Annotated in this window: 14 protein-coding genes; 3 read left to right on the top strand and 11 right to left on the bottom strand. The window is 40.5% G+C overall.

Annotated elements, in window-relative coordinates; genetic code table 11:
• Positions 1-59 precede the first annotated feature (59 nt).
• The 5 genes from ACVCDT_RS03270 to ACVCDT_RS03250 all read right to left on the bottom strand — a co-directional run bounded on the left by ACVCDT_RS03270 (position 60) and on the right by ACVCDT_RS03250 (position 5,218).
• Entirely contained in the window at positions 60-1,214 is a 1,155-nt protein-coding gene (locus tag ACVCDT_RS03270) for a hypothetical protein (protein WP_447131325.1), read from the bottom strand.
• A gap of 14 nt (positions 1,215-1,228) precedes the next feature.
• Positions 1,229-1,594 (bottom strand): hypothetical protein, encoded by a 366-nt coding sequence (locus ACVCDT_RS03265; RefSeq protein ID WP_447131324.1) that lies wholly within the window; start codon positions 1,592-1,594, stop codon positions 1,229-1,231.
• A gap of 287 nt (positions 1,595-1,881) precedes the next feature.
• Positions 1,882-2,388: a hypothetical protein gene (locus tag ACVCDT_RS03260; protein ID WP_447131323.1), complete on the bottom strand. Its 507-nt coding sequence runs from the start codon at positions 2,386-2,388 to the stop codon at positions 1,882-1,884.
• A 10-nt stretch (positions 2,389-2,398) separates the two neighbouring features.
• Positions 2,399-4,660 (bottom strand): SH3 domain-containing protein, encoded by a 2,262-nt coding sequence (locus ACVCDT_RS03255; RefSeq protein WP_447131322.1) that lies wholly within the window; start codon positions 4,658-4,660, stop codon positions 2,399-2,401.
• A gap of 24 nt (positions 4,661-4,684) precedes the next feature.
• Entirely contained in the window at positions 4,685-5,218 is a 534-nt protein-coding gene (locus tag ACVCDT_RS03250; protein ID WP_447131321.1) for a hypothetical protein, read from the bottom strand.
• A 191-nt stretch (positions 5,219-5,409) separates the two neighbouring features.
• Here ACVCDT_RS03250 and ACVCDT_RS03245 point away from each other — a divergent pair, with 191 nt between their 5' ends.
• Complete coding sequence (locus tag ACVCDT_RS03245) at positions 5,410-5,790, top strand: helix-turn-helix domain-containing protein (RefSeq protein ID WP_447131320.1); 381 nt, start codon at positions 5,410-5,412, stop codon at positions 5,788-5,790.
• Positions 5,791-5,829: 39 nt separating this feature from the next.
• On the opposite strand, the gene ACVCDT_RS03240 is transcribed toward ACVCDT_RS03245, so the two are convergent.
• Positions 5,830-6,438, bottom strand: a complete 609-nt coding sequence (locus tag ACVCDT_RS03240; RefSeq protein ID WP_447131319.1) for an ECF-type sigma factor — start codon at positions 6,436-6,438, stop codon at positions 5,830-5,832.
• A 192-nt stretch (positions 6,439-6,630) separates the two neighbouring features.
• Here ACVCDT_RS03240 and ACVCDT_RS03235 point away from each other — a divergent pair, with 192 nt between their 5' ends.
• Together ACVCDT_RS03235 and ACVCDT_RS03230 are read left to right on the top strand one after the other, a co-directional pair.
• Positions 6,631-7,116, top strand: coding sequence for a hypothetical protein (locus ACVCDT_RS03235; RefSeq protein WP_447131318.1), 486 nt, complete (start codon positions 6,631-6,633; stop codon positions 7,114-7,116).
• A 169-nt stretch (positions 7,117-7,285) separates the two neighbouring features.
• Positions 7,286-9,748, top strand: coding sequence for a S8 family serine peptidase (locus tag ACVCDT_RS03230; RefSeq protein ID WP_447131317.1), 2,463 nt, complete (start codon positions 7,286-7,288; stop codon positions 9,746-9,748).
• A 3-nt stretch (positions 9,749-9,751) separates the two neighbouring features.
• Here ACVCDT_RS03230 and ACVCDT_RS03225 read toward each other — a convergent pair whose 3' ends face one another.
• The 5 genes from ACVCDT_RS03225 to ACVCDT_RS03205 are packed head-to-tail and all read right to left on the bottom strand — an operon-like array spanning position 9,752 to position 15,946.
• On the bottom strand, positions 9,752-10,384 hold the full coding sequence (locus tag ACVCDT_RS03225) for a response regulator (RefSeq protein WP_447131316.1): 633 nt from the start codon (positions 10,382-10,384) through the stop codon (positions 9,752-9,754).
• A complete protein-coding gene (locus ACVCDT_RS03220; RefSeq protein ID WP_447131315.1) occupies positions 10,381-11,076 on the bottom strand; it encodes a sensor histidine kinase in 696 nt (231 codons plus the stop codon). The genes ACVCDT_RS03225 and ACVCDT_RS03220 overlap by 4 nt, the downstream gene beginning before the upstream one ends.
• On the bottom strand, positions 11,066-14,215 hold the full coding sequence (locus ACVCDT_RS03215) for a serine/threonine-protein kinase (RefSeq protein WP_447131314.1): 3,150 nt from the start codon (positions 14,213-14,215) through the stop codon (positions 11,066-11,068). Before ACVCDT_RS03215 ends, ACVCDT_RS03220 begins: the two co-directional genes overlap by 11 nt.
• A gap of 36 nt (positions 14,216-14,251) precedes the next feature.
• Entirely contained in the window at positions 14,252-15,085 is an 834-nt protein-coding gene (locus tag ACVCDT_RS03210; RefSeq protein WP_447131313.1) for a GAF domain-containing protein, read from the bottom strand.
• Positions 15,086-15,115: 30 nt separating this feature from the next.
• A complete protein-coding gene (locus ACVCDT_RS03205; RefSeq protein ID WP_447131312.1) occupies positions 15,116-15,946 on the bottom strand; it encodes a DUF6689 family protein in 831 nt (276 codons plus the stop codon).
• Between the last annotated feature and the right edge of the window lie 7 nt (positions 15,947-15,953).

The raw sequence follows: 15,953 nt of genomic DNA, 5'->3' as shown, positions 1-15,953 counted from the left end.
GCAAAATATTACTGGGCTTAAAGTTAGACTATGGGCCAGTTATTGCCTTTAATTAGTGGTTAATCGCCACTAAAATGCCACTTCCAGCCTAATTGTACAGTTTGTTCGGAACTTAAACTAAAAGGCAAACTGCCTGACGAATAACTGGCAAACAAACCTAATGGCCCTGTGACTGTGAAAGTTCTAAGGTGAGTTTTATCTAAGCCAGCAGTTTTAACCAGTTCAGCTGCGCCTAACTCTTGGTAAGTACGATAACTAAAGGTAAAAGCCAATTGTTTAAACCCAAGTGGCACCCAAAAACCCGCTTCTAAGGATGCGCGAGTAAATGAAGACTTATCTCCAACCAGCGCTCTTGGTGTGTCGCTATTGGGTTGAATACTATCTAGCGCCACCCGCACCGACGGCACTATGCCTAAATCACCCAGCAACGACTGCTTACTCATATCTTCGTATTCAAAGTAACTAAAGGCCGAGAGTTTTTTATTTTTAGCTTTAAAGGCTTGATCAGACTCTATGCCAATTTCTAGACCGTATTCAATAAACCAAGGATTGGTAAAAGCGCCCATAAGCATATTATTAGCTTTAGCAATAGATGCAGGGTTATCTATATTGTCTTCGTCTATTAAACGTCTAAATTCGTTTCTTTGCGCCACGCTTAATGCAGGGACATTAGTCAAACGCTTGCCGGTTAAGGTGAATTTACTATCAATAAAGTTGTGTGGGTTTTCTGCAGCGTTTTTGGTAATAGTGCCTGTTGAGTTAAAACTAATAGCGTAATGAATGTGAGCGTTTTCACCGGCATTTAGCCTGCTTTTTTTAACTTGGTAATTAAAGCCATAGGTTAAACCTAGTACTGCATCACTGTTGTTGGTTTCAAGTTGAGTAAACTCTAGCTCTAACGGGAAATTACCCAACAACTTTTTAGCACTAGGGGAGTTGATAAAGATTGCATTTAAGTTATCGGGGTTAGATAAATAGCTTTTAGTTAGTTTGGTTACCTCATCTTTAATCTCGCTAGTGTTTTTACCATTTAAGGCCATAAAAGAGGTAAGGCTGATAATCTGATCACAAAGTGTTGCTGGAAAGGCATGATCAACACAGTGTTTCTGCCTAAACTGCGCGGTAATACCATCGGTAAAACTTTGTGGTACTTGTTGTGCAAAAGCAGCTTGAGAGAAAGCCCACAGCAGTAAAATACAACTTAATTTTGGCATCCTTGCGCACTTATTCATTGATCAATCTCCGATAAAAATTGATAAAGCTTATCCACCAAATCCCCCAAACTGTTACCTAAGGTTTGAGATGGGTCTAATAGCGCTTCAATTAACGCGGCTGTGGCGCTGTTATAATCAAAGCCGGCTTCAAAAGTAGCGCCGGTAAAACTGCGGGCCACACCGTCAAAGTCATGAGCAAACTTAGTGGCTTTGCTACGTTTTGCTTCGGGCGACTCACCTGGTACATGTTTAATTAAAAAATCAGCATTCCAATTTTCACCTTCTGAAAACTTAGGGTAACTGCCATCCGCTTGTTGATGTTTAAACCTCACAAAAGTCCAAAGGGTGCGGTGTGCTTCATTATTTTTTGACCAGCTCATAAGCTTATTCCTTTAATAATTTACGAATAGTTTGGGTGACCATCAATGTAGAAAACGTGCAGAAATGCAGAATTAACCAACAGAGGTGTGCGCTGGTTTATTCAGTCTGATCCATACCTGAATAGATTAACAACAGTGTAGTCGTCTAAGGGTAAAAAACCAACCAAACACAAAACATAAGCAATAAAAAACCGCCCATAGTGCAGTCTATCGACGGTTTTGCTTTTGACTAACTAAAACATTAGCTTGAGCTCAAGGCATGGCTAAATTTTTAAGGCACTTTTACTCTAGCCACAATATTTTTTAGCAAAGTCTTGCGCAGATAAGTGCCGGTATTTTTCGCCCGTTTTAGTCGTCACATTGTACCAAAAACCATCACTGCGCTTGTGCACTGTGATACCGCCACGGCTTTTACAATTAACTCGGTAGTTGGTAAAACCTTTGGTTTTGGTTCCAGCGTTGTATACCTCTTTTACCCCTCGCGAACTAACAGAGCTTGAACTACTCGTTGAACGGCTAGAGGAACGACTTGAGCTACTACTCGACGAAGTATTGGAGTCTGAGTAACTACTTGAAGAAGACGAATTACTGTACCTTTGACTGTCGCGATACTGTTTATTTGCCATGCTGTTTACACTATCTACACTGGTACTTACCAAGCCTGAAGTTGACCCTATATACACAGTTTTGTTGGTGCCTTTAGTTAATTCATTCAAATTGATATTTTTTGCAAAACTTGGGGCACAACCAAGTCCACATACCAAAATAAGCACTTTTGTTTGCAATGACATCATGCTTAGCTCCTTAAAATACGTTGAGTCGATAACTAGGGGTAATAGCGCTGACGTTGGCAGAAAACTCAATTTCTCGCTCTAAATAGTAGGCAGTGTAGCCTCCCATCATGCCAGTGTCTTTGTAAGCTATGGTATAGGTTCCAAAGTCGTAACCTTGGGTTTGCTTGTTAGAAGTAGCAGAGATCTCAAAACCAAGCTCCACCGACTCTTTTTCGACTGGATTAGTATTACTATTGCCCACCCAATTACTGCGCACCTCTTTGGCATAATAAGCTTTTAAACTCAGTTGCGATTTAACTTGATAGCTGCCGTATTTAATTTCAAAGGGTGGGTCTTCTTTAAGTTTTAAGGTTAATTGACCTTTAATTTTAGCTTTAGACGAGCCTTTGGCCTGGGCAAACCAGGTAGCATGATCTTGCGAGCCTAAATATTGATGCTGATCTCTGAGACTAAAATCAAATAATCGCGACTTATCTTTAAGGGCTAAAATGGCAAAATATTCAATAATTTGTTTTTCAGACTTTGTACTGGCTAGCTTTTGGGCTTGGTTAAAATCATTTACCCGCCCCGAAATAGCGTAAGCTTTGGCATAGCCTTTAAAGCTGTTTTGTTTACGTAATTCATCTAGCTTCAGCACATTTACCACACAATTATCACGCGAAGTAAAATAAGTCCTAGCAATGCGGGTACAGTTGCTATGAGCATAACTGATATTGGTTTTATGTTGCGAGTTGGGCAATTCAATTAAAAAACGACTGAGCTCTTGGTAGTGACCTTTGCTAGCAATTTTTTGATACCAAAGCGGTTCGAGCAAAGCGCTGGCTTGTGCAATTAATTGGGTATTCGCTTCACTCTTAAGAAATTCGCGATAGGCGCTAATACTGTGTTGTTGCTTTGCTAACTCAAACCATTTTTGATGCGCTTGTTGGCTATAAGCATCAACAGGGTAGCCGTTTAAAAAGGTTTGATAAGCCACTACACTATTTTGTTGCTTAGCTAACGCTAACCAACTGCTACGTACTTGATTAAAATATTGGCTCTGAGGGTAAGCATCTAAAAACGCGCGGTAGGCTTTATGACTATTTTGCTGCTTAGCTTGATTAAACCAAAGCGGCTCACGCAGCGCGAGTGCTTGCTTGGCATAGTCGCCTGTTGGGTAGATTTTTAAAAATCTATTATAAGCGGCAATGCTGTTATCTCGTTTAGCAGCATTAAACTTTTCGCGCTCTATGGCCTGCTCTTTTAAGGTTTTAAGTTTGGCAATTTTAGTGCTACTTACGCCTTTTAACGCAGCTTTATTATTTAGCACTTTTGATATTTCAGTGCTGCTAACATTTTGCTTAGCCAACAAAGATTGACTTGAATTGGCAAACCCTAATTGATTACTCAGAATAGCCAATTGGGCAGAGTAGTTGTCTTTAATATCTTTGGCGTATTTGGCCGATACCCAGCCTTTATCAACTTGATACCAGCCATTTTTTTCTGCTCTGGGAGTAAAGGTCTGTCCTTTGGTTAATTTGCCCATTATCTTAGCGCGAGGCTTGTTACTTTTACGCACATTAAGCTTTGCGGTAGTCACCACTTTTTCGTTACTGGTTAGGCGCGCCAAAATACCCTGCATTTGTTCGAGCTGTTTAAGATTTTTTATTCCAGCAATCGCCTTTTGTATTTCTTGCTGATTCACCAAATTAAAAAAGTAAGGCTGCTGTGATTTTAAATACTGAGAGTTATGCTGGGCTAAGGCTTGTTTAAGTTCGGTGCGTCTTTTGGCTAGCTCTGACTCTAAATATAAGCCAATTTTATACACAGCTTTGCTGTCGATTTCTTGCTTAGTGAAAAAGTCGCCGCCATTTCCAGAGGCGATAGATAATAACCCTATGGGGTACAATATAGTGCCAACTAACACCCCTCCCATATCAATATTGGTTTCGCTATAAACCGCTCGAGAACAATATTTGTATTCTTTGCTGGCCACAATTTCAAGACAACCTTTAAGGCTGTCTCCACTGTCAAAATCCAGTTTGTGATTGGCTTGATCTATTTCGATACTTTCATACTTTCCAAGAGAATGTTTAAGATCGGTAATAGTGAGTCTATCTTTATTTAATTTAAACAACACAAACAAACTCGAAGACGGCGCTTTAAGCTTTTTAAGATCTAACGTTTCCCCTGAAGACTGAAAATTCACTTGGCTATTAGACACATTGGATGCGCAGCCAAGCAAACCAAAAACCACCACTAAGCACAAAACAGCTTTGCTATAATTAACCATGCTATTACTCCTTAAAATACGCGATTAATTAACTTCAAAAATCCAAAAGGAAGAGTTGACCCAGGCCACATATTTGCCGGCAGCAAGCTCGTTTGAAACCTTAAAAAAGTAACCATTGTTAGATTCATCACTTTTTTTAGACAGGTCGATTTGCTCTCCAGCAAAGTAAAAAGTTTGGTCTTTTGTTGCTGGGCCTTTGTTTTCAAATAAACCTTCGTTTTCAGCCAAGGTTTTTTCTTCTAGCTTGTGAAGTGAGAAGTTTTTAAAGGCATAGTCGCCTTTAACAAACACACCTTGTAAGTCATCACTAGACAAAGTGGCTGTGGGGGTGTTGTCTAACACGTAATAATATTTAGGCGCTCGCATTAAGGCTGAAATGCTCATACCACCTTTGGCTATTTGTGTAGACGCCGCTTGCACTTCTGTTAACGGCATATATTTATCGCCAGAGGTCCACACATAGCCACCATCAAAGTCAGCATCACTTTGACCAGGGCCACCACAAGCAGTCATTAAAAACGTTAGTGCAAGGATGAATACAGCAGTTATTTTTTTCATTATTAGGCTCATTTATTTGACTAAAAAATATCAACAACCATTAAAACACCTTAGCCATAAGGGATCTTTCCCTAAAACGCGCATAAAAAATCAATTTAATGTTGGAAAAAAAAAGCTAAAAATCGTGACTAGTGCATAAAAATAAAACATTCAACACTTGGCTTACTATTTATGAACTAAGTGAAGCACCTATGGCCAAGGTAAAACCCTTTTCGCGCGAGGACTTTGTGCTGCAATTAGATAAAACCATTGAAAATCTGATCCAACACAAAAACTGTCAGCCAGACCTCACACCAACAGATATACAGGTGCAAGACATAGCTAAAGATTTTGGTGTGCATATGGCTACGTTAAGACGATGGTGCCATGAGTATATTGGTGTGAGCCCACGTCAGTATTTGGCTATGTATAGAGTAGAACGTGCAAAACACATGCTAAAAAGCGGCATGCGGCCAACCCAAATTTGGCAAGCATTGGCATTTACTCAGCACAAGGTGTTTTCAACTTTGTTTAAACGTTTACAAGGAAACTGCCCAATAGATTTTATTGATCAGCAAAAGCGCTTAAGTTAAGGCACACCAGCACTATCTTGGTCACTCAACTTAAATCAATTAAAAACTCTGGCACTGTGTACGCAAATAGGCCTTTGCCGCAGATAGTTCGTTATAAACTGTGGATTTATTAATTTCTAAGGCGGATTTTACTCGGTCAATGTCGTAGCCTAAAAAATAATGTAATAACGCTACTTGGTATGACCGAGGTGACAGTACTTCTAGTTTAGACAAAGCTTCATCAAACAAATGGTAAGGCTCTGGGTCGTCAATTTGTTGGAAAAATTCAGTAATGTGATCTTGCTCTTTGGTGCGTTTTTTCGCGGATTTAGCTTTGAGGTGGTCGAGCAACATCCAACGTACAAAAGATGCTAGCGATAAAAAATATTGTTCTCTTTTGTCAAAAATTTCAGTAGGCGGCGTTAAGCTTGCTAACACTTCATGCAATAAAGAAGTAGTGTTTGGTAATTGAGCCATCAAAGTGGGGCTGGCACCGTTATTTGATTTATCTAAGATCTGCTTTTTAACTATGCCTTTTAAATGATAATAAACCATGCTGCGTAATTGATTAGCGCTATCGAGATCATTATTAAGTACCCAATTATTTAGAATTTCCGTAAACGCGATATTTTCCGTTGGTTGTTCATTAGGTTGAGCTTGAATATTCATTGCATCTACATCTTTTAAGTTAATCGCAGCGAGCTGGTTATTTTTTATATACTGCCCGAGGCACCTATGCAGCTAAATAAGTTATATCAAATTTTTTATTAAAAAACCTAGATTATAACTATCTAGGGGTAACTCCCTATTTCCGAAATCGCTTGCTTTAAGTAATGTGAATGCATCTATTAGGAGTATCTTATGCGTTCACTAGTTGCACTTTCTTTGTACATTTTTATTGGTTTAGGCACAGCTAAAGCTGCGTTAATTGATTATGAATTTAATACCTTAATTTTTAGTGATAACCACCAAATTACCGGTGGCTTTACATTAGATTCAGATACTAATGAATTGGTGGCCTTGTCGATATCACTATGGGGTAGCTTACACAATATTGAATTTGATATGAGTCATTTGACTTCACCCGATGCGTTTTCGATCACCTTTGACAATAGGGCTTTTGGCGACAATGACGACGAAGGGTTTCAGTTATTTAATAATAATGTTTATTTAGCAACAGGCGATTATGGACTTGGCGCTCAAGATACTTGTTTTTTCGACCCAGAAACTTGCACAGCCAGTCTATTTACCTTTCAAAAAGTGACTTCAACGGTCAGTACTCCTGGCATTAATTACTTATTAGGCTTAGGTTTATTACTAATTTTTAGACGTAAAATAATCAGTTAACAATTTGTTTGAAATTGACGTGAGTTTGCCCTGTTTTACAGGGCTTTTTTGTATTCGTGTACAAAAAATAATATCTGAAAAATAAACTATTTTAGGGGTAACTACCCATTTTAGATTAATGACGAGTCGGTGATAGTAAGAGGGTATTCACTACCGAGATAAACTCATTATGAAACTTTTAACTAAACTAAAAACACTTTCTTTGGCAGTTTCTCTATCACTGCCGGCAAGTTACTTACAAGCCAAAACTTTTGACTCAGACTTAGCCAGTTTATTAGCTAACTCTGAGGAAACTCAGTTACATCAGGTGATTGTTAGCTTTGAGCAAAAAGGCGCACCTAGCACTAAACAACTTGATGCGTTAACAGCCCTGGGGATTAATCAAGGCGTTAGTATGCAAAATTTGCCTATAGTGGGCGTAATGGCAACTAAGTCACAAATTGACCAAATCTATGCCCGCGACGATGTAGTGTCGGTTTGGCACAATGATGAGCTAAGCCTAGAGAACTTTGAATCAACACAAATCTCTGGTGTGCGTGATTTACGCGCAGATCGTGACTTGCGTAAAAATGGTATTCCTTACTCTGGCCACGGTGTAGCTGTTGTAGTTAACGATTCGGGTATTGATGGTAACCATGGCGATTTGATGTTTCCTTCACATGTTGTGCAAAACGTTTTGGCGCAAACTAACCTGCAAAGTTTTAGCGGCATTTTACCTGTTACCTATCAAGAAAATGTAGCCAACACCGACATTGGTGGCGGGCATGGTACCCACGTTGCCGGCACAGTAGGTGGTTTAGGCGCAATGAGTTCGGGCAAACATGCGGGCGTAGCACCGGGTGCTGACATTATCGGTTATGGCTCAGGCGCAACCATTTTAGTGTTGGATGCAATTGGCGGTTTTGACTATGCCTTAACTCATCAGTTTCAATACAATATTCGCGTTATTTCCAACTCCTTTGGTAACTCGGGCGAAATAGGCATGGACTTTCAGCCTGACGACCCAACCAATATTGCCACTAAAGCTTTGGCTGATAATGGTGTGATCACCGTATTTTCTGCCGGTAACTCTGGTCCTGGTGAAGGTTCTATTACCGGTAACTTTAAAAAAGCCCCATGGGTAATTACTGTAGCAGCCGGTGATAAAGATGGTAAATTGGCCGACTTTAGTTCTAAAGGTGCCAGTAATAATGAGCCTAAAGCTGTGGAAATTGATGGCGAAACTTTCTTTTGGGAAGACCGCCCTACCATCACTGCACCTGGTGTAGATGTGGTATCTGCCCGAGCCTCTACCTCTAGCTTAGGTGGCTTGAGTGCACAAGATGATGCTGACATGATCGAGACGCAAAACTTGCCGTATTACACAGTGTCTAGCGGCACATCAATGGCCGCGCCACATGTTTCAGGCGTTGTCGCTTTGATGTTAGAAGCTAACCCTTCACTACAATGGCAAGATGTAAAGCGCATCATTCAACAAACTGCCACACCTATGACCGGCAGGGACACTTGGGAAGTAGGCGCGGGTTATATAAATGCTCACGCTGCAGTAAATGCAGTAGTAAATGGTGAGCAAGTCTATGGGGATACTGTTAAATTAAATCGTAATTTTAACGCTTCAGCTATTACGACCTCGGGTGAAAGTAAAACCTACACAACATCTTATGTACCAGTAGGTGATAGACCCATCACACCTTTTGAAGTTGGGGCCAATGTATCTTTAGTAATTGCTAAAGCCACCATAGAAACAGGTACTGCTTTTGTTTTAGAAGATCCGGCGGGCAATCGTTATGGTTCAGGTATTGGCTTACCTGTTTTAGGTGCCAATGTTGGGGTGTCTGCTCCGGGCATGCCTGGTACTTGGAAACTATATATGAGCGGTATTGGCTCCATTAGCGGCGTTTCTGTGGATCCATTAGGGGTTACTAATGGTGTGGGTGTACCTAGCACTGTTGATGTAGATATTCGCCAAGTTGAAACTTTGGGCTACCAAGGGTTAGATGATGTTGAGCAACATCCAGCCAAACCTTTCGTTCATTATGTGGTTGATCGCAAGTTAATGGATGCTACTGCAAATGGCTTTAAACCGGATCAAGACTTAACCCGTGTTGAGCTAGCCGATACCCTAACCTTAGCGACTAGTGTGCGCCAAAGTCTTAAAGGCAATCAAACTGAATTTATCGATATTGACGGCAACTTAGCCGCAGCTGTTAATTCAGTTACGCAAGAGGGCATGTTATTAGCTGATTTAGAGCGCACTGATGATCCGCTAATGCTATCCGATGGCTCAGCTATCTTTGGTACTAACGACAAGGTATCTAAGCAGGCTCTTGCTTATTCATTAGTACAGTCTTTAGGGTTGCAGTCCGAGGCACAAGCTTTTGATCCTGAGCAACAGTTAACAGCAGTAGTATTTGGTCAAACTATCCCTGTGGTAGATAGCGACCAAATTAGTGACGAGCTAAAAGGTTATGTGCAACATGCTTTGGCTTTAGGCTTATTAAAAGTAACAGTTGAAGTGCAGCAAGGACCGTTTGATTTAGAGCCTACGCTGGTAGCCTACTTTGCTCCTCATGCAAGTGTGACCCGCGGAGAAACCGCTGTGGCCTTAACCAATTTAGACGGATTACGTTAATTCTTACTCTAACAGGCCGGCTTTGCCGGCCAACCTAACTAACTCAGCCGAGCTATTCACTTGTAATTTTTTATAGATATTACTGCGATGGTTTTCGGCTGTTTTTAAACTCATATCTAACAATTCGGCAATTTTTTTACTGGTATTACCGGCTGTTACCAAAAAAAACACTTCTCGCTCTCTACGGGTTAATACACTAATAGGATTAATATATTTAGCTTGAGCATCGGTGTTGTCTGGCTGCTCTGTACTGTCAGGAAATGCTAGTTTACCCGCTGCCACGGCACGAATTGCTGCAATTAATGTTTCACTAGAACTTTCCTTTAACATATACCCTGCGGCACCTGCATCGCGCATTGCCTCTATATATTCAAGTTCGTCGTGCATTGATAAGACTAACACTTTGCTTTGTGGACGCTGAGTCAATAATTTATCAATTGCCACTAAACCACTCATTCTTGGCATAGAAATATCCATGATCACCACATCAGGAGTAAGCTTTAACACTTGATTAATCAGCTCTATGCCATCACCACATTCACCAATTACCTGAATATCTTGTTCGGCGCTTAAAACTTGAATAAGGCCCTGGCGCATAAGCACATGATCATCTGCAATCACTAGTGAAATACTCATATTGCCACCGTTAGCGTCACTCTAGCTCCTTTACCCAAGGTCGAATTTATCTCTAGTTTTGCTTTAAACGCCTGAGCTCTGTCTTGCATGCTATTTAGCCCAATGCCTTTTTCTATACTTTTATGCTCAAATCCAATGCCATTGTCAATAACATCTAACCTAAGGGTTTGGTGATGGCTAGATAGATTAACCTTTACTTTGCTTGCTTGAGCATGCTTAGTAATGTTGACCAAGGCCTCCTGTACAATCCTAAAAACCAGTATGCTGATGTCATTGCTTAACTGTGCATTACAGTCAAACTCGCATTCACACTGGCAACTTTCTTGGGCAAATATACTTCTAGACAACCATTTAATTGCAGGTATCAAGCCCAAGTCATCCAATATTGTAGGGCTCATTAAACGCGACAATTGACGTACATCGGCCAAGGCCATTTCAGACAAACTAGCTAATTCTTGTAGCTCTGGTTGCGTAGAGCTTAAGCTTTGCAACCTTCTTGTTAATCCAGTAAGTAGTTGCCCTACCCCATCGTGTAACTCGCGCGATAGTTTGGCTTTTTCTGATTCTTGCTGAGCCCATAAGCGTTTCGCTAACTGATTTAAGGTGTCTTGCTCTTGATCTAACCTAGTTTTTAAATTCTCTTGTTGTTGCAGTATTTTAGCCAATAAAGGCGCCTTAGGATCAGAACTCAAAGTACTGCTCCTGATATCGTTTTGCTTGTTGTTCATTTAACTTAGCAAACCACTCGGCTTGCAGTTGTTGTAGTTTCAATTGAGATTTTTGATCATCAAACACGCTGTAATACAAATGATTGCGCCAGTACTTAGGATGCGACAATAGCTGAGTATGCAAAGCTTGACGTGCTGCTTGATCGTCAGATTGCAAAAACAATAAATGCATATATTGCTGATAATAAATAGGCTTCACAATTTGTTTAAGGCGCTGCATGCTTAAGCTGTCGGCTGACAAATTTAACCGTTCTTGAATATCCAATAAAATTTTCATTTCGGTCATCACTGGAATATTCGCCTGAATAATATTTTGCACAAAATCCAATGGCTCTATTGCATTAATTTTAGAATCAAACAATTCACTACTGTATTTTAACCAACTTAACAATGCCTGATGTTCAGTCATATTTTCAGCAATTGTAGTGCTGGCTTGGTTAATGTTTGCTTGTAAGCAAGCTAGGTCGGCAATACGTAAACAGATTTCCCCATGCCATAAATTTACCTCAGTTAACGCTCTACTATCCTCTGTTTGTTTCGCCAGTTGCCGCGCCTCTTCTAAATTTGTTAGCGCATTAGATAAAGCCCCTTCGGCAAAATTTAGATAGCTATATAATAACTTGTTGATCATAACTTCTTGTTTTTGACTGGTATCAAGTTGCCCCGACACTTGAGTTAAAAATCGTGACGCTTTTAAATGATCTCCTTTGGCTAAACTTAACTGTGCAAGATTTTGAATAGTCCGCTGTAAATGACTTTGTTCATTATTTTTATCAAACAAGGCTTTGGCTTGTTGCCAATAAATATCGGCTAACGAAAAGTCACCTATTAAAAAGTGCATAAAAGCCACATTGCTCATACTAAGCGCTTTTTCTATATCATCTCCCAAGGCGCTGCGCAGATCTAAAGCACGTTTATAGTAATCTAACGCTTGGTTATACAGGCCTTGTTCTTCATGCAAAATACCAAGAGTATCAATAACATGAGCTTGGCGAGCTGTATCTCCTACTTCTCGAAGTATATCTAAGGCTTCTTCTAAGGCTGTTTTGGCCTTAGCATATTGACCATTTAAACTATCAACAGTGGCTAAATTAGCTAAAGACTTAACCCTTTCTAGCGGGTAATTTTGCCTATCATATAAAGCCAAAGTATCGGTTAAATATTTTTCAGCAATGTCATATTCTGCTCGTCTAAGGTGTGCAATTCCAAAAGCGTTTAAAACTAGGCCTTCACCAGCCAAGTCGTTATTTTTGCGGTATATCACTAGTGCGCGTGTCAGTTCATTTTCGATGGCACTTTGACTATCACCAGAGATAATTTTTAAACGCGCTAACTCAAACCAGTGCTTGGCATTGTTTGGGAGCAGTTCAAGCGCTTGCTGATAATCGGCAATTGCGCTGGCATAATCGCCAGCCCATTCGTGAATTTCAGCCTGTTTGGCTAACAAGTCAGCACGATCTGGAAACCCATCAGTAAGTTGCTGAATGCTTTGCTGCGCTAAGCTTAAATCGTCATTCATTTCGGCTTGTAACAATCTAGCCTGTAAGCGCCAATAACTGGAACTCGTGCCTAACTCAAACAGCATGGATAAATGCTCTTGAGCAGCTTGCACATCGCCTTGTTGCCATGCATTTAATGCCGCTTGATACCAAGCACCTGCATACCCTGGTGTTTGCTCGGCTAAAAAATCTGGAGTAAGAGTTTGCTCGCCAGTTTGTACTGTAGGTTGGCCAAGAGTAGCCAACCCTGAACTAAAAAGTGCCACTTCAGAGTCGTCAAATTGCTCGGCTAATCGCACTTCAAGTTGACTAAATAAACGCCCTGCAAACTCAGTTAGGTCTGCTTCTAATTGATTTGCATTTACACTTTGCGAAATTTCCAGCACACTTTTATTGGCAGGCATGGCGTACACACTTGCGCGCATTAAAAAATCATCCCCTTGAATATTATTCACGCTTAACACAATTAACGCCTGCAAATTATAAAGGCTAGCTAAAGTGACTCTGTCTTCGGCAATTGTACTGGGGTTTAAGCCAAGATTTAGGTTACTTTGTTGAATACTGTTAGAGGTGATCACAGATAACTGCGGATTAGTACTAAGGGGCAATTCAAACAAGTCTATTAAATTTTGCACCAGCGGTGATTTGCCATCATGTAGAAGTGAAATTTGTAGCGTATCTGCTGGCAAAGCCTGCTCTTGATTACTAATCCAATCAAATTTTATAAGCCCCCAAACCAGTAAAACCAAGGCCACAGCTAGGCCGCTTAACATCAGCCCGTTTAGTAGTGAAATAGAAGATTGTTGATGGTAAAAATCGCTAGCTTGATTTAGTGTGGGTCGCTTTAGTGGATTAACATGGCATAGTTTGTTGGCAAATTTTTGCTGCTTTGCTTGCCAAAATCTATTGGCAAGAGACCAAGCTGTTAATTTTACACTAGCCAACATTAGCTGGATAGTTTTACCGGCACTAAATAACTCTGATTGAATGCCTGATTGACCACCATATAAGACTTCTGGGGCAGAAAAATCTTGGTGACCACTGACAGCTTGCACACTGCTATGAATGTTTTGCCCAATACCAAAGTCAATCAGCCTTAGGTTATTTTGATGATCAATTAAAATATTATCTGGTTTAATATCACCGTGTTTAATTTGTGCTGTTTCACATGCCTTCAAGGCACTTATTAACTGTGCTGTCCATAACTCAAATTCTGTTTGAGTTATAGGCTGACCAATACGTTTTATCAGTGGTTCACCTTGGATATATTCCATTGTAAAAAAGACCAATCCTTGATCTTCAAATACATCAAATATGGGAATGATATTTTTGTGTTGCAATTGTCTGGCAAGCAACACTTCGTTGCGAATAATAGTTAAATGTGAGAAGTCTTGTAATTCATTTTGAATAACCTTGATGGCAACGTCAACTTCTAATAATTGGTCGTAAGCGTGGTAAACATTGCCTTGAGCACCTTGACCTAATGCTGCCACAATTTTAAAGCGGTTTACCAAGACATGATTGCTACTGAGTTGCGCTGCTGAGCAAAGTGATTGGGTAGCTAAATCATTTTCATCGGAAGGTGTTTTTGTATGGTCGGTCAACTAGCCACTCCAGCCTATTTGTCACATTTGTGAGCATTAGTTGTTACAAGCTAGAGAGATATTATGTCCTATAGATTGAAATAACAAACGTAATGATAAAATACTGGCAAATGACTGAACAAACTCTACTTCAGTTTGAGTAAAAAATTGACGCTCTAGGGTGTTGTCGGCATACAAGACCGCAATAACTTGCTGCTCGGCAATTACCGGCACACACAAGGCTGCCTGAATATTATTGCGTACTACACTTTGTTGTGCGGCTAAGATTGGTTCGTCTTTGATATTTCCTATTGCTTGTGGGGCTTGCTTGGCAATACAGCGACGAATAATAGTGCGGCTACCGCTAAAGTCCTCTTGTTGCATCCAGGCTTGAAAACCTAAACCTTGCTGCACCTGCTGATTTTCATCTAACAAAATGAGTGCCGCCCGTTCACAACCTAAAGTTTGGATTAAACAATGTCTCGCCATATCTAATAAGGCCGCGCTTGATGGGCATTGGCTAAATTGCTGTGAAAATTGCTTTATCTGTTGCTGTCGCCAAACACTTTGATTATCTAATACTGTGAGTTGATGATGGTTTATAGGATTAAACTGGCAAGAAATAGGCCCTAGCTGGAGAATTTGCTGCCCTTGAATTGGCAGTGATTTAACCCGTTGCCCAGCACGAAAACAGCCTACGCTACTCGTGTCTCTAAGCGACCAAAGTTGGTCGTCGTTGGAACTTAAGGTGGCATGTAAACGCGAAATTTGCGGATGGTTAATTAGTACATCCGCAGTTTTTGCCCTACCAATTTGATATTCATTACCTTCGAACAACAAATGTTCTGCTACCCAACCAGACTCTAACGACACTTTCAGTTGCATAGGCATAATCAATATCCTTGTAAGCCAAAGGCCTAGTTAGCTAACTCTTAGGCTATATCTTAAGGTTTTTAACCGGGTTAGAAGTTCGCCCTGCATATTAACTAGATCGTTTGATGAGCGCCAAACAGTGCTAAGTTGTTCATTGCTGGCGTTTTCAAGCACACTAATCAACTGGTCGGTCACAACTAAAGCAGTAGTATAGTCATTGGTTAATAATGCTAATTGCAAACTGTCAAAGCTGGTTTGTAAGCTGGCGCTTAAAGCTGACGAGATCAGGTCACTGTTAGCGGATAACAATTGATTAAGTTGTGCGTAGGTATCGTTAATTTTTGCTGGGTGGCTACGTTCGTCAAGTAAAATCATAAAGTCCGAAAAACTACCTGTGCTACCTCGTGCTCGAATACTGCCAGCTGAGATCATAGTGGTAATGTCTTCAAAGTCTTGGTTATCATGCGAACGAAACAATCTAGCTGGCATAGCGGCACTGTAATCTACCGCTTTAGTGTAAATTTCTACCGTGGCCAAGCCTTCAAAGCCAAAACCAGAGTCGGCTTTAGGGCGAATACTCACCACTACAGGAAAGCTAGGCAATACGCTTATATTGGTTGAGGTTAGTCTGTCTAACACACTGCTATCGTTAGGCGATACTAAAGTGGCACTTATATCAATATTGTCGGCACTCAAGCCAATACTGTTTTCAAACTCAACGACTAAGTCTACAGAAATTGCACTGTTAACTTGCAATTTAGCCTGGAGCTTGTTGTCGGTTATAGATACTGATGTGGGTGACACGCTTTGTGCCAGCACTAGTTGGCTACACAGCGAGAAAAACAATACACCAAAGATTTGCTTTAACTTGAGGGTCATAATTCAG

The organism is Paraglaciecola aestuariivivens (genome assembly GCF_052983255.1).
Note: the sequence above shows the minus strand (reverse complement) of the source record. Positions and strands in the feature narration are given on the sequence as shown.